General features: G+C 60.7%; 14 protein-coding genes. 11 read left to right on the plus strand and 3 right to left on the minus strand.

Annotated elements, in window-relative coordinates; genetic code table 11:
* Positions 1-86 precede the first annotated feature (86 nt).
* The gene (locus HJB91_RS01515) at positions 87-728 is read right to left on the minus strand and encodes a UdgX family uracil-DNA binding protein (protein WP_221153403.1); all 642 of its coding nucleotides are present in this window, start codon (positions 726-728) and stop codon (positions 87-89) included.
* Positions 729-889: 161 nt separating this feature from the next.
* Between HJB91_RS01515 and HJB91_RS01520 the strand changes: the two genes are divergently transcribed.
* Positions 890-2353: a phosphatidylserine/phosphatidylglycerophosphate/cardiolipin synthase family protein gene (locus HJB91_RS01520; protein WP_221153404.1), complete on the plus strand. Its 1464-nt coding sequence runs from the start codon at positions 890-892 to the stop codon at positions 2351-2353.
* A gap of 95 nt (positions 2354-2448) precedes the next feature.
* Positions 2449-3264: an endonuclease/exonuclease/phosphatase family protein gene (locus HJB91_RS01525; protein WP_210632266.1), complete on the plus strand. Its 816-nt coding sequence runs from the start codon at positions 2449-2451 to the stop codon at positions 3262-3264.
* A 519-nt stretch (positions 3265-3783) separates the two neighbouring features.
* Here the strand turns inward: HJB91_RS01525 and HJB91_RS01530 are convergent.
* A complete protein-coding gene (locus HJB91_RS01530; protein WP_221153350.1) occupies positions 3784-6312 on the minus strand; it encodes a HAMP domain-containing methyl-accepting chemotaxis protein in 2529 nt (842 codons plus the stop codon).
* Between the two features lie 760 nt (positions 6313-7072).
* Here HJB91_RS01530 and HJB91_RS01535 point away from each other — a divergent pair.
* The 9 genes from HJB91_RS01535 (at position 7073) to ligD (HJB91_RS01575) (ending at position 16366) form a co-directional block, all read left to right on the plus strand.
* A complete protein-coding gene (locus HJB91_RS01535; RefSeq protein ID WP_210632269.1) occupies positions 7073-7795 on the plus strand; it encodes a FadR/GntR family transcriptional regulator in 723 nt (240 codons plus the stop codon).
* A complete protein-coding gene (locus HJB91_RS01540; protein ID WP_210632270.1) occupies positions 7792-8958 on the plus strand; it encodes a PLP-dependent transferase in 1167 nt (388 codons plus the stop codon). The genes HJB91_RS01535 and HJB91_RS01540 overlap by 4 nt, the downstream gene beginning before the upstream one ends.
* Before the next feature lie 52 nt (positions 8959-9010).
* Positions 9011-10270 carry a sugar ABC transporter substrate-binding protein gene (locus tag HJB91_RS01545; protein WP_221153351.1) on the plus strand — a complete coding sequence of 420 codons (1260 nt, stop codon included), beginning with the start codon at positions 9011-9013 and terminating at the stop codon, positions 10268-10270.
* 248 nt (positions 10271-10518) lie between these two features.
* Positions 10519-11454: a carbohydrate ABC transporter permease gene (locus tag HJB91_RS01550; protein ID WP_221153352.1), complete on the plus strand. Its 936-nt coding sequence runs from the start codon at positions 10519-10521 to the stop codon at positions 11452-11454.
* Positions 11455-11458: 4 nt separating this feature from the next.
* Positions 11459-12289 carry a carbohydrate ABC transporter permease gene (locus tag HJB91_RS01555; RefSeq protein WP_221145018.1) on the plus strand — a complete coding sequence of 277 codons (831 nt, stop codon included), beginning with the start codon at positions 11459-11461 and terminating at the stop codon, positions 12287-12289.
* A 5-nt stretch (positions 12290-12294) separates the two neighbouring features.
* A complete protein-coding gene (locus tag HJB91_RS01560) occupies positions 12295-13353 on the plus strand; it encodes an ABC transporter ATP-binding protein (protein WP_210632273.1) in 1059 nt (352 codons plus the stop codon).
* A gap of 217 nt (positions 13354-13570) precedes the next feature.
* A complete protein-coding gene (locus tag HJB91_RS01565; protein WP_210632274.1) occupies positions 13571-14470 on the plus strand; it encodes a Ku protein in 900 nt (299 codons plus the stop codon).
* 12 nt (positions 14471-14482) lie between these two features.
* Complete coding sequence (locus HJB91_RS01570) at positions 14483-15301, plus strand: Ku protein (protein WP_210632275.1); 819 nt, start codon at positions 14483-14485, stop codon at positions 15299-15301.
* 3 nt (positions 15302-15304) lie between these two features.
* Positions 15305-16366 (plus strand): non-homologous end-joining DNA ligase, encoded by a 1062-nt coding sequence (ligD, locus tag HJB91_RS01575; RefSeq protein ID WP_210632276.1) that lies wholly within the window; start codon positions 15305-15307, stop codon positions 16364-16366.
* A gap of 22 nt (positions 16367-16388) precedes the next feature.
* Here the strand turns inward: ligD (HJB91_RS01575) and ligD (HJB91_RS01580) are convergent, their stop codons facing one another.
* Positions 16389-19034, minus strand: a complete 2646-nt coding sequence (gene ligD / locus HJB91_RS01580; protein WP_221145020.1) for a DNA ligase D — start codon at positions 19032-19034, stop codon at positions 16389-16391.
* Positions 19035-19345: the final 311 nt, after the last annotated feature.

Genomic DNA, 19345 nt, shown 5'->3' on the forward strand with positions numbered 1-19345 from the left:
CCAGAGGAGGAGCCCGGTTTCAAGCGAAATCGAACCGCAACCGCAAATATTTCGCATTGCAGCATATCAAGGTTGAGAATCGGCATTCATCGAAGTTGAAATTCCGCCGCCTTGTGCAGATCTGACACGAATGCCTGGCGCTGCTTTTGCTGCTCGGCCTCATCGCGAATTCTCAGGAGATAAGAGGGGTGGATTGTCACCAGAACCGGGGGATGGTTTGCAGGCTGCAGGACATGACCGCGCTCGGGCGTCAATTTCGCCTTCGGCCCGAGCAGCGCATAGAGGGCGCTCGCGCCCAGCGCCACCACGAGTTTCGGCTGCAGGATGTTGAGCTCCGCGCCAAGCCACCAGGCGCAACGCCTTATCTCGCCGGCATTGGGTTTCGCATGCAGGCGCCGTTTGCCGCGGGGCGTGAACTTGAAGTGCTTGACGGCATTGGTGACGTAGCAGCGTTGACGGTCCAGACCGGACTCGTCGAGACAGAGGTCGAGCAGATGGCCTGCCGGGCCGACAAAGGGCCTGCCGGTGATATCTTCGCGGTCACCCGGCTGCTCACCGACAAGGACGATCTCGGCCTTTCCCGGGCCTTCACCAAAGACGATCTGCGTCGCATTGCGATAAAGGTCACAGCGGGTACAGTCCTCGGCCTGATGCCGGAGTTCGGCAATGCTTTCTGCATCCGCGACTTCGAGCGCCAGGGCAGGACCAATGTTTGCGGCGATGTTCACGATGGCAATCCTCATCTCCTGAGGAGGAATCGATCTCAACCGGGATTGTTCCCGCGATCGAACGGGGACTCCCGGCAAAACAATCCCGAAGAAAAATTTCGCGCCATGGGGGAGCGGCTGCATAATTGAACGCCGCCGTTTCGCGGCTATATTGGCCAGCGATGTTCTATCTCCTGTCGACCTACTGGCCGCATATCCTCTTTGTCGTTTCGATCGCCATGGGAGCCGCGGCGGCGATTCATGCCGCCATGACCAAGGAGGAGGTGCGCGCGGCAATCGGCTGGGTCGGCGTCATCATCCTCTCGCCAATCGTCGGTGCGCTGCTTTACGCGATCGCCGGCATCAATCGCATCCGCCGCAAATCGCTGAGCATTCGCCGCGACGCCCTGCTGCTCGCGCCGGGGACCGACGAGCTGGAGACGTTCGACGCCGACGCCGAGACCGTGATCAGCCAGTTCGGCCGCCGCTTTGCGGCGCTGCAGACGCTGGGCGACCGGGTGACCCGCAACCCGCTGACCTCGGGCAATACGATCGACATGCTGGAGACCGGCGATGAGGCCTATGCCGCGATGAAATCCGCCATCGATGAAGCGAGGCGCAGCATCCTGCTCGAAACCTACATCTTCGACCGTGATGTCATTGGTCTGCGGATCGCCGATGCGCTGATTGCCGCGGTGAAGCGGGGTGTGACGGTCCGGGTGCTGATCGACGCCGTCGGCGCGCGATATTCGGTGCCGAGCATTCTCGGCCATCTCAAGGAGGGCGGCGTCACCGTCGCCGTCTTCAACGGCAATGTCATCATGGGCTTGCGGCTGCCCTATGCCAATCTGCGCACCCACCGCAAGATCCTGATCGTCGACGGACGCATTGCGCTGACCGGCGGCATGAATATCAGGGCGGGTTTCAGCGAGGAGGCGACGGGCGAGACCTTTGCCCGTGATACGCATTTCAGCGTCACCGGCCCCGTCGTCACCGATCTCTTCGATCTTGCCGCCGAAGACTGGCGGTTCACCACCGACGAACTGTTGAACGACGAGGTCTGGCGCATCGAGCCGCCGCCGCGCAGCCCCGGCGACCCCATCCTGATGCGCATCGTCGCCTCAGGGCCGGACCGCAGCCTCGAGACCAACCATAAGATGCTGATGGGCGCCTTTTCGGTTGCGCGTCAATCGATCCGCATCATGTCGCCCTATTTCCTGCCGGACCGCGAACTGATCAGCGCCCTGGTGACGGCGGCGCGGCGCGGCGTTGAAGTCGATATCGTCGTGCCGGCTCTCAACAATCTCATGCTGGTCGACCGGGCGATGACGGCGCAATTCGATCAGATCCTCAAAAATTATTGCCGCATCTGGCGCTCGACCGGCAGCTTCAGCCATTCGAAGCTTCTGACGATCGACGGCACCTGGGCCTATGTCGGCTCTTCCAACCTCGATCCACGTTCGCTCAGGCTGAATTTCGAGGTCGATCTCGAAGTGCTGAATGAGGGCTTTGCCGCCGAGATCGACGAGCATATCGAGGAAATCCTGAAATCGGCAACGCTGGTGACGCTGGAAGGCTTACGCGCGCGGCCCTTCCCGGTGCGGCTGATCGAGAAGGTCCTGTGGCTGGGTTCGCCCTATCTCTGACGGATTTTTTGCATTCCGACATGGCAAGTTCCGCGCGGCCGCCTATACTGCCGAGTGAGTAGCCTCTTTGATCAACGGAACAAGTGCGCCTCCCGATGCACGCCAGGAAAGACAGTCTTCCCGCCAGCATTCTCGCCTCGATCAGGAGCAGGAAAAAGCGGCTTGACGCGGCGCATATGGAGGCAAGGCCGCGCAGCGCCGGAACGTTGATCGCCTCCTACAATGTCCACAAGTGTGTCGGTACTGATCGCCGCTTCGATCCGGAGCGCACCAGCCGGGTGATCCATGAAATCGGTGCCGACGTGATCGCGCTGCAGGAAGCCGACACACGCTTCGGCGAGCGCACGGGCATTCTCGACCTCGGCCGGCTGGAGCGGGAGACGGGGCTAATCCCTGTGCCGGTCGCCGGAATGGCGAAGGCGCATGGCTGGCACGGCAATGTCGTGCTGTTCAAGAAGGGGCTGGTGCATGACGTGCACCAGGTCAGGCTGCCGGGGCTGGAGCCGCGCGGTGCGCTGGTCGCCGAAATCGAGCTGGAGGAGGGCGGGGTGCTGCGCATCATCGCCGCGCATTTCGGCCTGCTGCGCCACAGCAGAGCCCAGCAGGCCCGGACCCTCGTCGAACTGATCAACGACAGGCACGAGATGCCGACCATCCTGCTCGGCGACCTCAACGAATGGCGGCTCGGCGACCGCTCGTCGCTCAACACCTTCCAATCCGCCTTCGGCGAGCTGCCGCCAGCCGTGCCGAGTTTTCCCGCCGGCCTGCCGCTGCTGGCGCTCGACCGCATCATCGCCAACCGCAAGGGCATCATCTCCGAGGTGGAGGCGCATGATACACCGCTCGCCCGCATCGCCTCGGATCACCTGCCGATCAAGGCGCTCGTTGACCTGACGCCGGTGGGTGGGTAGCATCTCTAAGCTGATGTTTCGAAAGCTCCCGACGAGTATGATGCGTCTGACACTCCTTTGATAACTGCCTCGACTGCGCTTAAGAGGTCGCCCACTCCATCAATGCGTTCTGGGCGTGAAGCAGGAAAGCCTTTGCCTCGCGGAAACGACATGTCGGATTTGATGTCGCGTCTGCGCCACTTCCTGCCTCTCGCCACTAGTGGACAAGGCAAAAAGATTGTGTTGCGGCGCCCTTGGTCGAGGAGCGATGCCGACACCTATAAGGCCGCCAATTCGCCTTCTTCTGCGTCACTGGGCCACGGGTCTGTTACAATCACGTCCGCAGCGATGCCGACGCCGTTCAGAACCCTCAATGCTCCTCATGCGCCTAACCGGCTCAGTTTTGACCAACAGCCGTTGGCCACAAATCGTGATCGCCGGACTTTGTGGATACCGAGCTCACGCTGATGACGACGTGCAGCAGGCGCTCATGATTCACATTTGAAAGCAAGTCAAAGGGTCTGCGAATACACGCTGCCGTCATGCGGCGGCCTCGTAGCCTCTAGAAGCCGGGCTCTCAGGGCCTTCAAGCTGAAAGCGTGCGATCATCTCGGTAAGTGCGAGCGCCTCTGACGATAGCTGTTGCGTGGCGGCATTGGTCTCTTCCACCATCGCCGCATTTTGCTGCGTCATACGATCAATATCGTTCACCGACGCATTGATCGAATTGAGTGTCGTCGCTTGATCGCGGCTTGACGCGGCGATCAGTTCAATATGGCCGACGATGTGGACGATCTCGGTGGAAATCTCCATCAGCGCATCGCCAGTGCGGCCGACGAACTCGGAGCCCGACGCAACCTCTCGGACAGAATTGTTGATGAGCTCGCCGATTTCCTTGGCTGCGCGAGCCGATCGCTGCGCCAGCTCCCGCACTTCCTGCGCCACGACTGCAAAGCCCTTGCCGGCCTCGCCCGCTCTCGCCGCTTCGACTCCCGCATTCAGGGCCAAGAGATTGGTCTGGAAAGCGATGGAATCGATGGCGCTGACAATCTGTACGATCTTGCCCGACGCGTCCTCGATCCGTCCCATAGCCGATACTGCGTTTTGGACCACCGAAGCCGAGGCGTCGGCGCCTTGTTTGGCGCGTTGGACAAGCGCCAGCGCTGCTGCTGCCCGTCCTGAAGAGGTGTTGACGGCGGAAGAAATCTCCTCCACAGCCGCTGCGGTTTCTTCAAGAGCAGCCGCCTGCTTTTCAGTTCGACTGGCCAAGTCATCGACAGCTTCCGCCATCTGGCGGCCATTATTGCTAATGAGGGAAGACGTCTCACGGATCTCGTGGAGGGTCTCTCTGAGACCCTCCACCGACATGTTGAAATCGGTGCGGATCCGATCGAGATCAGGGGCAAAGGGCGTATCGATCGCAAAATTCAACTGCCCGCGCGACAGCCGCGTGAGCCCTTCCGCCAGCGCCTCGATTGCGGCATCAACCTGAACCTGTGCGTTACGTCGCTCGAGTTCGTTGCGGGCGCGCTCAGATTCTGCCTCACGACGCGCGATCTCGGCCTGTTGTTCCATTTCGACTTTCGACAGCGCATTTTGTTTGAAGACCGAAAGCGCACGGGCCATTTCCCCGATTTCGTCGGCCCGTGTCTCGCCCGTTATTGTGGTGTCGAGCCTTCCCTCGGCGATCTTGCGCATCGCTGCGGTAATCTGGGCGATAGGTCCCTTCAGTGTGAAGACCAGCGCGGCACCTGCGGCCATGGCAATTAGGATGCCGATGACAATCGCGCCGCCGGATATCCTATTGGCCTGTTGACGATCCTGCCCAGCATTTTCCTTCTGCGTCTCGGCGAACTGCGCAAGCAGGTTCCAGGTGTTGTCGATCTGCTCCGCGGCGCGGTCGAACTCAGCAAGCTTGCGGAGCGCACCGTCGGAGAGCGCTGCCGCGTTCGCCGCAAGCAGATCGAGAACGGGTTGAGCCTTCTTCGGAATCTCGGCAAAAACCGGATCGTCGGTCACCACGCCGGCGAGACGGCCGAGCTCGGTCTGATACATGTAGATTGATTGCTGGACTTTCTTCACTCGCGCGTCGTCTGGCTTGCCTGCAAGTTCGGCGAAGCCGACGCGGATCTCGTTATTGCTGTTAACGATAGCACGCAGTTGGTTGCCGACATTCGTCGCCTGAGAGATATCCTTGTCCGACGCGGCAAGCGCGAGTACTGAGGTCCGCATCAGGTCGTCGCCAATTGTCTTGAGACTGTCCCCAATAGCAGCAAGATTAGCGATGGCGGTATCCGTTGTCGGGACATCCAAAGTGTCTGGCGACGCCTTCGAAGCGTTAAGGATGGCATCTACCGCAGCGGCATACTGCGTTGCGAGGGCTTCTCTGTCGGTCCCTATCGCAGGCGAAAGCTGCTCCCTTGTCTTCTGCAAATCGGGCGCATATTTGGCTAGAAGGCTAAGCTTGTCAGCCGACGTTGTAGCGTTCGTATAATCATTGCTAAGTTTTGTCGCAACACTGGCGGCCGCGGTGATGGAGACGGCGTTGCTGAGGCCGCTCTTGTTGGCATTTTCCATCTTTTTCGCACTCGCCATCAGCATGAACGAGCGCTTGCCAACCTGCCCTTGCAGGTCAAGAAGCGCCGCGGAAGCAGCGTCCACGTCGCTGAGAATTTTCTGCTGTCCCGTTTCGATTTGCCAGATCGCTTCGATCTTTTGCGGGATGATTTGCGACTGATCGAGCGCGCGGTCGAGAAGCCCCACATCGGTCGTCGGCCTTAGAGTCTCGATCGTCTGCTTCAGGTTTGCCAATTGCTCTCGGGCGTCCGCAAGCGCGGTGTCACGAGCTTCCTGCGACGGCTTCATCAGAAAGCCGGTCATGCTTGAAGAAACAAGCTTGAACCCGTTCAGAGACTGCAAAATATGGTTGGAGATCTCCATCCGACCTTCGAGAAGGCTCGACGCGTAGTACCCCGTCAACCCTACTGCGCATAGGCTAATGACGAATGGCGCCAAAAGCGCGAGCACCTTCGTCTGAATGCGAGCCCGCCACATCAACCCATGTACCATATATGCACCCCCCCAAATTTGAGGTAAAGCTGCCATCCTTTTCTTAAGGACCGATGAAGGGACTAGGCGTCGCCTCTGTTGCCGCCGCGGAGAACAACACCGGACAAAATCGCGAAACGGAGGCTGCCGAATTGCGGGTGTCATTCGGTATGGCGATGGCCATGCCATGCATCTCCCTTGTAAGCCCCAGGCGAGCCGGAAGGCTTACGTGATCACGAGACGGAAAAGCGAAAGCCGAATTGACTATTCATCAGGCGTCCATGATCGCTCGATATGGATGTCAAGGTTTTGCGCTATCCTTTGCTCCAGGATGCTTTCAAAGCCGAAGAGGGCTGGGTCGGATCTGCATTCATCCGTCCGTGCCCATCGCCAACGGAGAGTGCTCCGTACTTCGCAGCGTTCGTTGCGACTTCGTGAAACAGGAGCGCGAGATTGTGAAAATCGCGGTTCGGGCAGGTCGCAGGCGCCGACGCTTTAGGCGCTCCCGGTGACGGGGCAATCCTTGCCTAGGTCCTGTTATAATGTGCTTGGCCAAATCAGCTAAGTTTTAATTCAAGGTGCCTTTCAGGAGGCTGCCCTGGTACGTGGTGACCTACCGACGCAAAATGGCGAACCGTAGAACCGCTTCTGCCCAGGGAGCGACGCAGCAAGATCGGCCTTATTATAAAGACAACTCGGCTTGACGTCTTGCCCCGTTTGCGAAATGCTAAGATGTCAGACCAATTCAGATCTGGCTGCCTGATAGAAAAAATGGGGAACCATGAAGGCAAATCGTAGCGACAGGCCGGTGATCCGGCCGCTTCCCGTCATGGACCGGGCGCGTCAGGTGACCGATGCGCTGGCGGATTATGTGGAGGAAGCGCGGTTGCAGGCGGGTGATCGGCTGCCGGCCGAGCGGGAGCTGATGGCGGCCCTTGCCGTCGGCCGTTCGACCATTCGCGAGGCGATCCGGCATTTCCAGGCGCTCGGCGTCATCGAGACGCGCAAGGGCAGCGGCACCTATCTGCTGAAGCCGGTGTCCCGGGCGACGATCCATATGCCGCTGTCTTTCGACGCGGCGCATCTGCGCGATGCGCTGCTGCAGACGCTGGAGGTTCGCCGCGGCATCGAATGCGAGGCGGGCATGGTCGCCGCCCGGCGGCGCACGACAAGAGACCTCGTCGTCATCGAGGAGAAGCTCAACGAGATGGAGCGGGTGCACCTGGAGAAGGGCACATCCGGGCCGGAGGATCTCGCCTTCCATCTCGCCGTCTACGACGCCACCCACAACCCGCTGTTTCGCCAGCTTCTCGAGCAGATGCGCGAGACATTCGAGCGCTTCTGGGAGCATCCGTTCGACCGGCAGGATTTCGCTCGCCGGTCCTTTCCCTTTCACCGCACGCTTTTTAACGCGATCGCCGCTCGGGATGCCGAGGCGGCGCGGGCGGAGACATTGAAAATTCTCGATATCGTCGAGGAAGACATCAAGGAAATGTCCAAATGAGCAACGGCGCAGACCCGTTCGATCTTGCTTCCCTTATCACCGCCCACGACGACGGCAACTTCGCCGACGCCGTCGTGCCGCCGATCTTCCAGACCTCGCTTTTCACCTTTTCCGATTATGACGAAATGATCACCGTCTATCGCGGCGAGAAGGTGCGGCCGACCTATACGCGCGGGCTGAACCCGACGGTGCGCGCCTTCGAGGAAATGCTGGCCAAGCTCGAAGGTGCGGAGGATGCGCTGGGTTTTGCGAGCGGCATGGCGGCGATCTCGTCGGCGGTGCTGAGCTTTGTCGAGCCGGGCGACCGCATCGTCGCCGTCCGGCATGTTTATCCCGATGCCTTCCGCCTGTTCGGCACCATCCTGACGCGGATGAAGATCGAGGTGACCTATGTCGACGGCCGCGACGAGGAGGCGGTGGCGAAGGCGCTGCCCGGTGCCAAGCTCCTCTACCTGGAAAGCCCGACGAGCTGGGTCATGGAGGTGCATGACGTCGGGGCGCTCGCAGCCCTTGCCAAGCGACACGGCGTCGTCTCGATGATCGACAACAGCTGGGCGAGCCCGTTCTTCCAGCGGCCTCTGACGCTCGGCGTCGATCTCGTCATCCATTCCGCCTCCAAATATCTTGGCGGCCACAGCGACGTGGTGGCGGGCGTCATCGCCGGCTCGAAGGCGATGATTGCGCGCGTCAAGGCCGAGGCCTATCCTTATCTCGGCGGCAAGCTTTCGCCCTTCGACGCCTGGCTGTTGATCCGCGGCCTGCGCACGCTGCCGCTGCGGATGAAGGCTCATGAAGCCTCCGCCCTGGAGATCGCCAGACGGCTGCAGAAGCTCGATGTGGTGGAGACGGTCTGCCACCCCGGGCTTGCCAACCGTCTGCCCGCCGGGCTCCACGGCACGTCGGGCCTGTTTTCGTTCATTTTCCGAGAAGGCGTCGATATCCGCGCCTTCGCCGATCGCCTCAAGCTCTTCAAACTGGGAGTGAGCTGGGGTGGGCATGAAAGCCTGATCGTACCGGGCGAGGTGGTGCTTCAGCAGAAGGCACAGCCGAATTCCGCGCAAACTTTTGGAATTCATGCGCGATCCGTACGCCTCCATGTCGGCCTCGAAGGAACCGAGGCCCTGTGGAGGGACATCGAGGAGGCGCTCGCCGCCGCCTCATAATCCTGAAACCAGAGAGAACCTGACAAGAGAGACCTATAAGGGGGAACTGAGCATGAAAAAGCTGATAATCTCGACACTCTTTGCTTCGATGATGGCGGGTACGGCGTTCGCCGATACGACGCTGAAGTTGGTCGAAGTCATCACCAGCCCGGAGCGCACAGAAACGCTGAAATCGATCGTCGGCAAGTTCGAGGCCGCCAATCCCGGCACCAAGGTCGACATCATCTCGCTGCCCTGGAACGAAGCCTTCCAGAAATTCGCCACCATGGTGTCGGCCGGTGACGTGCCCGATGTGATGGAGATGCCCGATACCTGGCTGTCGCTTTATGCCAATAACGGCATGCTCGAAAGCCTTGAGCCCTATCTCGAAAAATGGGAGCACACCAAGGAGCTGACGCCGCGCGCGCTCGAGCTCGGCCGCGACGTCAAGAATACTGCCTACATGCTGCCCTACGGCTTCTATCTCAGGGCGATGTTCTACAACAAGAAGCTGCTTTCGGAGGCTGGTGTCGCCGCGCCGCCGAAGACGCTGGACGAGTTTACCGCCGCGTCCGAAAAGGTCTCCAAGCTGCCGGGCAAATATGGCTACTGCATGCGCGGCGGCCCGGGCGGCCTCAATGGCTGGATGATCTTCGCCGCCACGATGGCGGGCGACAACAAGTACTTCAAGGAAGACGGCACCTCGACCATGAACAGCCCCGGCTGGGCAAAGGGCATCGAGTGGATGGTCGATCTCTACAAGAAGGGCTATGCGCCGAAGGACAGCGTCAACTGGGGCTTCAACGAAGTCGTCGCCGGTTTCTATTCCGGCACCTGCGCCTTCCTCGACCAGGATCCGGACGCGCTGATCGCCATCGCCGAACGCATGAAGAAGGAGGATTTCGGCGTTGCGCCGCTGCCGAAGGGGCCTGACGGCAAGTCCTTCCCAACCATCGGCTATGGCGGTTGGTCGATGTTTTCGACGAGCGCCAACAAGGATCTCTCCTGGAAGCTGATCGCCACACTCGAAGGGCCGGAAGGCAATATCGAGTGGAACAAGCGCATCGGCGCCCTGCCGGCCTATACCGCGGCCGAAAAGGATCCCTTCTATGCCGGTGACCAGTTCAAGGGCTGGTTCGAGGAACTGGCGGATCCGAACACCGTGCCGACCGTCATGCCGACCTATCTGGAAGAGTTCGCCTTCTTCAAGGATTCGCTGGCGATCAAGACCTCGCAGCAGGCCTTGCTCGTCGACATCTCGGCGAAGGATCTGGCGGATCAGTGGGCGGATTATCTGACCAAGGCGCAGCAGAAGTTCTTGAGCAAGAAGTAGTGAAAAAAGGGGGCTTCGAGCTGTGGGGCCCCTCATCCGCCTGCCGGCACCTATGGCTGGGTCGAGCCACTGGTCTCGACCCGTCCTTCAGACCCCCGCTGGGGAGAAGAGACTCGTGGCGGCGCCTCATTCTCCTTCTCCCCAGCGGGGAGAAAGGTGGCCCGAAAGGTCGGATGAGGGGGCTCCGGTCTCTTCGTTCAGAAGCGTCACAATTCCCAACCGGGTAAGACAATGGAAACCGCAATCCGATGACCATTTCCGCCGATATGCTCGACATGCGTCGCGACCGCAGGCCGTGGCTGCGCCGTCTTGCCGATGCTTCGGAGCCCTATCTCTACAGCGCGCCGTCGCTGATCCTGATCATTGCGGTGATGCTGGTGCCGCTGACGCTCGGGCTGTCCTATGCCTTCCGCGATATCCAGCTGCTCAATCCCTTTTCCGGCGGCTTCATCGGGCTCGAGCATTTCCGCGAGTTGTCGGGCGACGCGGCCTTTTACGGCGCGCTGAGGAACACGCTGTGGTGGACCGGCGCCTCCGTCGTCTTGCAATTCATCTTCGGCCTCATTCTGGCGTTGCTGCTCGACAAGCCGTTCCCGGGCCGGGCGATCGCACAGGCGCTGGTTTTCCTGCCCTGGGCGGTGCCGTCCTTTCTCGCCGGTCTCAACTGGGCCTGGCTGTTCAATCCGGTCATCGGGCCGATCCCGCACTGGCTCTTCGCACTCGGGCTGATGCATGAGCCGGGCAACATTCTCTCCGATCCCGATCATGCGATGTGGGGGCCGATCGTCGCCAATGTCTGGTGGGGAATTCCCTTCTTTGCCATCACCCTGCTTGCGGCGCTGCAGGCGATTCCGCGCGATCTCTACGAGGCCGCCTCGATCGATGGTGCCGGCTGGTTTCAGCGTTTCCGCTCGATCACCCTGCCGTTTCTGGCGCCGACGATCGCCATCACCGTGCTGCTCCGCACCGTCTGGATTTCCAACTTCGCCGATCTCATCGTCGTCATGACCAATGGCGGCCCGGCCGACCGGACGCAGATCGTCGCGAGTTATATCTTCACCACGGCCTTCAAGCGGCTCGATTTCGGTTATGCCTCGGCGATTGCACTGGTGCTGCTGGCGCTGCTGCTCGCCTATTCGATGCTGATCATCCTGCTGCGGCAGACGCTGTTGAACAAGGATTGAGACCATGAAACGATCAATCCTTCCCACCATCGCGCATCGCTTAGCGATCCTCTGCTACATCGCCTTCGCGCTCTTCCCGCTGTTCTGGCTGCTCAAGGTCTCGGTGACGCCGAACGATCTGCTCTATACGGAAGGCGTGCGCATGTGGCCGTCGCGCACGAGCTGGGATCATTATGCCTTCGTGCTGCAGCACAGTGCCTTTCCCACCTTCTTCAAGAACAGCCTGATCGTCTCGGCCTCGACGGCGGTGACGGTGACGATCTGCGCCTCGCTCTCGGGCTACGCGCTGTCGCGCTTCAATTTCCGCGCAAAATACTGGATCGTCGCGCTGATGCTGCTGACCCAGATGTTTCCGCTCGTCATGCTGGTCGCGCCGATCTTCAAGATCCTGTCGCCCCTGCATCTGACCAACAGCCTGACTGGGCTCGTCATTGTCTACACCGCCTTCAACGTGCCCTTCGCCACCTTCCTGATGCAGTCCTTCTTCGACGGCATCCCCAAGGATCTCGAAGAGGCGGCGATGATCGACGGGGCGACGCAGTTCACGGCCTTCCGCCAGATCATCCTGCCCCTGACGCTGCCAGGCATCGCCGCGACGCTCGGCTTCGTCTTCACCGCCGCCTGGAGCGAACTGCTGTTTGCGCTGATGCTGATCAACGGCAATGATGCGGCGACCTTCCCTGTGGGACTTCTAACCTTCGTTTCGAAATTCTCGGTGGATTTCGGGCAGATGATGGCGGCGGGCGTCATGGCGCTCATTCCGGCCGGCCTCTTCTTCCTGCTCATCCAACGATATCTCGTCCAGGGCCTGACGGCCGGCGCGGTCAAGGGTTAAACAGAATGGCATCGATCGATATCCAGAATATCCGCAAAGCCTATGGCCACGTGCAGGTGCTGCACGGCGTCGACCTCGAGATCAGAGATGGCGAATTCGTCGTGCTCGTCGGTCCCTCCGGCTGCGGCAAGTCCACGCTGTTGCGGATGATCGCCGGGCTGGAGGACGTCACATCGGGTGAGATCCGTATTGCGGGCGCCCGTGTGAACGAACTGCATCCCAAGGACCGCGACATCGCCATGGTGTTCCAGTCCTATGCGCTCTATCCGCACATGAACGTCGCCGGCAATATGAGCTACAGCCTCAGGCTGCGGAAGACCGCCAAGGAGAAGATCACCAGCGCGGTGGCGGCGGCCGCCGCCAAGCTCGGTCTCGATCCGCTGCTCGAACGGCGGCCGAAGGCGCTCTCCGGCGGTCAGCGCCAGCGTGTCGCGATGGGCCGCGCCATCGTGCGCCAGCCGAAGGCCTTCCTGTTCGACGAACCGCTGTCCAATCTGGATGCGCGGTTGCGCGAACAGATGCGCGCCGAAATCAAGAAGCTGCATGGCGAGTTGAAGGCAACCTCGATTTATGTCACCCATGACCAGATCGAGGCGATGACGCTCGCCGACCGGATCGTCGCCATGCACGGCGGCGTGGTGCAGCAGGTCGGCAGTCCGCTCGAACTCTACGATCGCCCCGCCAACCTCTTCGTCGCCGGTTTCATCGGTTCGCCGGGGATGAATTTCCTCGACGCCACCTATGAAGCAGGCGGCGTCAAGCTGAAGGATGGGACGATTGTGCCGCTGGCAAGGCCGCTGCCGCTTGCAGACGGCGCGAAGGTGATGCTCGGCATCCGGCCCGAGCATGTGCTGATGACGAGTGACGGGACGGGGCTTGGCACCGATGTGGAGCTCGTCGAACCCACCGGCTTCGGCATTATCCTGCACCTCACCCTCCATGGCCTGCCCTTCAAGATCTTCACTCTGGACCGCGAAGCGTTGAAGGCGGGGCCGAAGGTCAATGTCGCCTTCCCGCCCCAATATCTGCATGTGTTCGACGGCGAGGGACAACGCATCGATTGAGCAGCCGAGCTCCTCAGGCGTCCCTATCTGCTGGTTGCTGTCATTGTAAAAAGCACCCCGAGAGAAAAAGATCGATCAGATTCAACGGGATGAGCGAGACTCGGAAAACGCGTGGATGATTCTTGCTAAGCTATTGAAATTTGATTCGTTTTGATTCGGAACCAATCGTAAAGTGATTCGGTTGACTCGCACTGGTTGCGGCAGGAGCGCGTGCGAAATGGTTGCCCCGAGAGCGAATTGGAAAGGCTTCATCAAGTTCGGGGAGGTGGCCTTCCCCGTGGCCCTTTACACCGCCGCCTCCACATCCGAGCGGATCGCGTTTCACACACTGAACAGGAAGACCGGCAACCGGGTGCGCCGAGAATTCGTGGACGGCGAGACCGGCGACCCGGTCGAGCGCGAGGACCAGGTCAAGGGTTTTGAGATTGAGGACGGCCGCTACGTCGTGCTCGAGCCCGAGGAAGTCTCGGCCGCCATTCCTGAAAGCGACAAGACGCTGAAGGTGGAGGCGTTCATTCCTTTTGACGAGGTCGACGACGTCTATTTCGACAAGCCTTACTATCTGGCTCCCGACAAGATGGGCAGCGACGCTTTCAAACTCCTGAGGGATGGTATGGAAAAAGCCAAGGTCGCGGCCATTGCCCGAACGGTGCTGTTCCGCCGCCTGCGAACTCTCCTCATCCGCCCCCATGGCAAAGGGCTGGTCGGCTCAACCTTGAACTTCGATTATGAGGTTCGCTCCTCGGAGAAGGCATTCGAGGAGATGCCGGATCTCAAGATCGAAGGCGAGATGCTGGAGCTTGCCAAGCACATCATCAACACCAAGAAGGGCGAGTTCGACCCGAAGCAGTTCGACGACCGATATGAAGCGGCCGTCGGCGAGCTGGTGAAGGCCAAGATCGAAGGCCGCACCCTTCCGAAGAAAAAGGCGCCGCCGGCTCCCAAACCGAGCGACCTGCTACAGGCGCTACGCGAAAGCGCCGGCATGGCGACGCCGGCCAAGGCGAAGCGCACCGCTGCAAATGCCAATGCCGGAAAGAGCAGGCAGAAGGCCGCGCGCGCGTCGACGACGAAACCACGCAGCCCGGCCGGCGCTCACCAGCGCCGCGCCGGGTGATCGGAGGTTTCCATGGCGATCCGGCCTTACTGGAAAGGTTACCTCAAACTGTCGCTCGTCACCTGCCCGGTGCAGATGATGCCGGCCACTTCTGAAAATGAGAAGGTGCGTTTTCACACGCTCAATCGCGCCACCCAGAACCGCGTCGTCAGCCACTATGTCGACGCCGTCACCGGCAAGGACGTGAAAGATGAAGACGAAGTAAAAGCCTATCAGCGCGGTGAGAACGAATATGTCTTGCTTGAGGACGATGAGTTGGAGAACGTTGCGCTTGAAAGCACCAAGACGATCGATATTGAAGTCTTTACGCCGCGCAACACCGTCGAATGGATCTGGCTCGACACGCCCTACTATCTTTCACCCGACGATCCGGTCGGCCAGGAGGCATTCTCGGTGATCCGCGACGCGATGGCCGCCGAGGACATGGTCGGCATCTCGCGGCTGGTGATTGCGCGCCGCGAGCGGGCCGTGATGCTGGAGCCTCGCGGCAAGGGCATCGTCCTTTGGACCCTCCGTTACGGCGACGAGGTGCGCGACGCTGAGAACTATTTCGATAGGGTGGACGATCAGCCGGCGGACAGCCAGATGATGCCGCTGGTCCAGCAGCTCATCAAGAAGCAGACGCAGCACTGGAACCCGAAGATGGCCTCCGACCCGGTGCAGGACAGATTGCTCGAGCTTATCGAAGCCAAGAAGAAACAGATGAAAAAGCCTGTCAAGGCCAAGTCCAAGGGAAGGGAGAAGCCAGAACCGGCTCCCAGCAACGTCATCAACATCATGGAGGCGCTGCGCAAATCCGTCGATGCCGAGAACCGATCCGGCAGGCATTGAGTGATGACCAGACCACGGCGCCCCTCCGCCCCCCTGCTTCGCGATTCCAATTCCGCGATACACTCGCGACCTGTCCGTCGGCGTGATCCCGACCAGCCAAACCTGCCGTTCGATGCAATGCCGTTGAGAGTGGAGCCGTGCCTGGCCTTGCTGAAGCAGACGGTGCCGCAAGGGCCGGATTGGCTTTACGAGGTGAAGTGGGACGGCTACCGATTGGCGGTCCACATCCAGCCAAAGGCTATTCGTATTCTCACCCGCGGCGGCCATGACTGGACCCACCGTTTTCCAAGCATCGCCGCAGCAGCAAAAGAGCTCGGTGTGTCGAGCTGCATTCTCGACGGAGAAGCCGTCGTCCTCGATGAAGAAGGTCGCTCGGACTTCGGAGCCTTGCAGCGCTCGCTCGGCGGCAGGGGCGGCAAGCGGATCTCGACCGAATCCATCTTCTACGCCTTCGATCTGTTGTATCTCGACGGTCACGACCTGACGCGGACGGAACTGTCGGTGCGCCGTCATCTTCTGGAGGATCTGGTCCCTGAGACCGACGACGGCGCCATTCGGTTCTCGCACGAACTGGATCTGGGTGGCGAGGAACTGCTCGAACACGCATGTCATCTGGGCCTCGAAGGCATCATTGCCAAGCGCAGTGACAGCCCTTACCGGAGTGGCCGGCTGGGTGACTGGCAGAAGATCAAGTGCGTTCAGAGCGACAGTTTCATGATCGTCGGTTACGAGGAATCCGCCAGCACGCGCGGCGGGCTCGGCAGTCTTTTGCTTGCAGGCCGAAAGGGCAACGACTGGATTTACGTCGGATCCGTCGGCACGGGGTTCAACCGAACCGAGGCGGAATATTTGCGCAAGACGTTGAACCGCCTCCAGACGAAAAAACCCGTCGTGCCGCTGAAAGGAAAGCGCCTCGTCTTTTCCCAACCGACCTTGATTGCCGAGATCGAGTTTCGCGGCTGGACGCGTGAGGGCAGCCTACGGCACCCCTCATACAAGGGCCTTCGCGAGATCCAGGATAACGCCGCCGTCTTCGATTTGACTGATGCCACTTCAATCAGATGAGTGCCGCGGGCCATCAGCCGTGTCAGGCGGCATGCTTGCCGGTGCGGCCGAGCCTCTTGATCGCTTGCTCCAAGGGACGCTGCCCCTCGCAATAATCCTTCCAGGCGGACGACTTCGACAGCAAAGCAGGCACGGTTCGGATCGTGAACCTTTTGGGGTCGAGGTCTGATTTCACCTGTGCCCACGTCAGAGGCATTGACACCGTCGCCCCTGGGCGGGCCCGAGGGGAGAGTGGTGCCACGGCCGTCGCCATGCGATCATTGCGCAGGTAATCGAGGAAAATGCGACCGCCCCGCAGGCTCTTGGTCATCTTGATCAGGTAGAGATCGGGGTTGTTCCGGGCCATCTGCTGGCAGACGTCGTGCGCGAAGCCCTTTGCCTCCGGCCATGACAACGGTTTTCGTTTGTTGACTGCAAGCGGGGTCACGACATGCAAGCCCTTGCCGCCGGTCGTCTTGCAGAAGCTGATCAATCCGAGGTCTTCCAGCCGATCGCGCATTTCGCGGGCAGCGGCAACAACCGTGGAAAAGGGAACGTCGGGCCCGGGATCGAGATCGAATACCAGGCGACCAGGCACTTCCGGTTGGCCGGGTTCGCAGTTCCACGGATGGAGCTCGAGCGCCGCGATCTGGGCGACCGCCGCAAGCCCTTCGATGCGATCGATCTGCAGGTAAGGCTTCTTGTCGCCGAATACCTTCACCAATTCGAGCAGGTTGGATTGCCCCGGCATCGCATGACGCTGGAAGAACTGCTCGCCGCCAATCCCGTCCGGGGCGCGGATGATGGAGCAGGGCCTGCCCTTGAGGTGGCCGATCATCCAGTCGCCGACCGCCTCGTAATAGCGGGCCAATTCCTCCTTTGTCACCGGCTCACCGTCATTGGCATCCGGCCACAATGGTTTGTCCGGGCTTGAAATCAGCACACCCATGACATTGGCCTTCTGACCCCCGCGGCGCGTCGATTTTGGTGCGGCCCGCGGAGCCGTCTCCGCAATCTCGGCCTTGGAGGATCTTAACGGTCGCTCCGCCTCGACTTCCCTGGCCGGCTTGTCTTCACGCAAGCCCTTGAAGGCGGCCTGCCGGACGAGACCGTCGGCGGTCCAGCCCTCGAATTCAATCTCGGCGACAAGCTCGGGCTTCACCCATACGACTTCAGCCTGCTTCTTCGGAGCGCCGACACCTGTGAACGGCGACTTCGCCGTCTCCAGCGCCTTCAGTTTCGGAAGCAGCGTTTCGACTTTCTTGGCGCCGTAGCCGGTCCCGACACGGCCGACATAGACAAAATGATCGTCGCTGAAAACGCCGACGAGAAGGGAACGAAACTTGCCGTTGGTCTTGGCATAGGCGCCGATGACTACCTCGTGCCCCGCCCGGCATTTCGACTTCGCCCAGCTCTCCGTTCGACCGGACTGATAGGGGGCATCAGCCTTTTTCGACACAATACCTTCCAGCGATAGCTTGCACGCCGACCTGAGCACGGCGTCGCCGCCGCCTGTAAAATGCTCGACGTAGCGGATGCGAGGATCGTTGCCAGCCTGCGTGAGCAGCTCCTGTAACCGCGTCTTGCGCTCCATGAGGGGCTTGGAGCGGAGATCCTCGCCGCCGTCATAGAGCAGGTCGAAGGCGAAGTAGACGAGGCTGCCGGTCTTGCCTTCCGACAGCGCCGCCTGCAGCGCGGCGAAGTCAGGTACACCGTGCTCATCGAGAGCGCAGATTTCGCCATCGATTATGCAGTCTGGAAGCGCTGACGCCGCTTCAGCGATTTCGGGGTACTTGGCCGTCCAGTCGAGACCTTTCCTGGTTTTCAGCGTCGCTTCGCCGTCGAGCACGCGCATCTGAATGCGGTATCCATCGAACTTGATCTCGTGGATCCAGCCGTTCCCGCCGGGTGGCCGCTCCAGCTTCTCGCAAAGCTGCGGCGCGATGAAATTCGGAAGATCAACCGCCGTTGCGGTGCCGGCGCGCTTTCCGCCTCTCGCCTCCTGCCGCCCCTCGGCGGCCAGTCCGTGATTACTGTCCCAGACGGCGTCAGCCTCGACCTTGGCGCCTTCCACCATGAAGGGTGTCGGTTTGCGCCCCTTGCCGGCTGCGATCATTTCCATGCTGCGGCCCGAGGCCACCGAGGTGACGTTCTCTTCCAGGACGAAAGCACCGTTCTCCTCGACGGAGAACTCGTCATGATGCTTGATCAACAGCCAGTTGGTACGCGTGCTGCGCTCGCGATCGTTGCGCATGCGCACCAGCACGAAGCTCCCGTGCAGGCGCTCGCCTTCGAGTGTGAACTTGAAATCGCCCTTGGAAAGCGCCTGCTCGGGAGTCTTCCTCCCCTCCGGCTCCCAATAGCCGCGATCCCACAGCATGACGGTACCGCCGCCATACTGGCCTTTCGGAATCGTGCCTTCGAAGTCGCCATAATCGAGCGGATGATCTTCGACCTCGACCGCAAGGCGCTTGTCGTGCGGATCGAGCGATGGACCTTTGGTGACAGCCCAGCTCTTGAACACGCCGTCGAGCTCGAGCCGCAGGTCGTAGTGCAGCCGTGTCGCATCGTGCTTCTGAATGACAAACCGGCGGCGATTGCTCTTTTTCACGCGTTGCTCGCCGCTGGGCTCCGCGGTCTTCTGGAAATCGCGTTTGGATCGGTAGTTCGATAGGCTGTCGCTGGCCATGGCTGTTCCCGGACATTCGGTCCACAAACGAAATTGCGCACATCGTTGTTCCAACGCCGCGCGACCGGCCAGATTCCTGAAAGGGAAGGGGCACGGCCAAAAATTCAATCGATGCCGGCGGCATTCTTCACCTCGACCGCCTACCCCTCCGCTCGCGTCGCAGAACGCCAAGCGAAGGAGGTTATCCCATGACCACTATAACAGCCCCAGCTGTTTGCGGAAGAATTTCAAATCCGTTCGCTAAACCTGGCTTCTGTGCCAGCGCGGCTCGCATGGGGCCGCGCGGCAGGCATCGCGAGGTCCGATGTGAC

Source organism: Rhizobium sp. NLR10b (assembly GCF_019685435.1).
Taxonomy (GTDB): Bacteria; Pseudomonadota; Alphaproteobacteria; order Rhizobiales; family Rhizobiaceae; genus Rhizobium.

Coding starts and splice junctions, on each gene's coding strand:
- HJB91_RS01555 (WP_221145018.1), top strand. CDS start 11,459: ATGAAACGATCAATCCTTCCCACCATCGCGCATCGCTTAGCGATCCTC.
- ligD (WP_210632276.1), top strand. CDS start 15,305: ATGACCAGACCACGGCGCCCCTCCGCCCCCCTGCTTCGCGATTCCAAT.
- HJB91_RS01530 (WP_221153350.1), bottom strand. CDS start 6,312: ATGGTACATGGGTTGATGTGGCGGGCTCGCATTCAGACGAAGGTGCTC.
- HJB91_RS01545 (WP_221153351.1), top strand. CDS start 9,011: ATGAAAAAGCTGATAATCTCGACACTCTTTGCTTCGATGATGGCGGGT.
- HJB91_RS01525 (WP_210632266.1), top strand. CDS start 2,449: ATGCACGCCAGGAAAGACAGTCTTCCCGCCAGCATTCTCGCCTCGATC.
- HJB91_RS01520 (WP_221153404.1), top strand. CDS start 890: ATGTTCTATCTCCTGTCGACCTACTGGCCGCATATCCTCTTTGTCGTT.
- HJB91_RS01570 (WP_210632275.1), top strand. CDS start 14,483: ATGGCGATCCGGCCTTACTGGAAAGGTTACCTCAAACTGTCGCTCGTC.
- HJB91_RS01535 (WP_210632269.1), top strand. CDS start 7,073: ATGAAGGCAAATCGTAGCGACAGGCCGGTGATCCGGCCGCTTCCCGTC.
- ligD (WP_221145020.1), bottom strand. CDS start 19,034: ATGGCCAGCGACAGCCTATCGAACTACCGATCCAAACGCGATTTCCAG.
- HJB91_RS01560 (WP_210632273.1), top strand. CDS start 12,295: ATGGCATCGATCGATATCCAGAATATCCGCAAAGCCTATGGCCACGTG.
- HJB91_RS01550 (WP_221153352.1), top strand. CDS start 10,519: ATGACCATTTCCGCCGATATGCTCGACATGCGTCGCGACCGCAGGCCG.
- HJB91_RS01540 (WP_210632270.1), top strand. CDS start 7,792: ATGAGCAACGGCGCAGACCCGTTCGATCTTGCTTCCCTTATCACCGCC.
- HJB91_RS01565 (WP_210632274.1), top strand. CDS start 13,571: ATGGTTGCCCCGAGAGCGAATTGGAAAGGCTTCATCAAGTTCGGGGAG.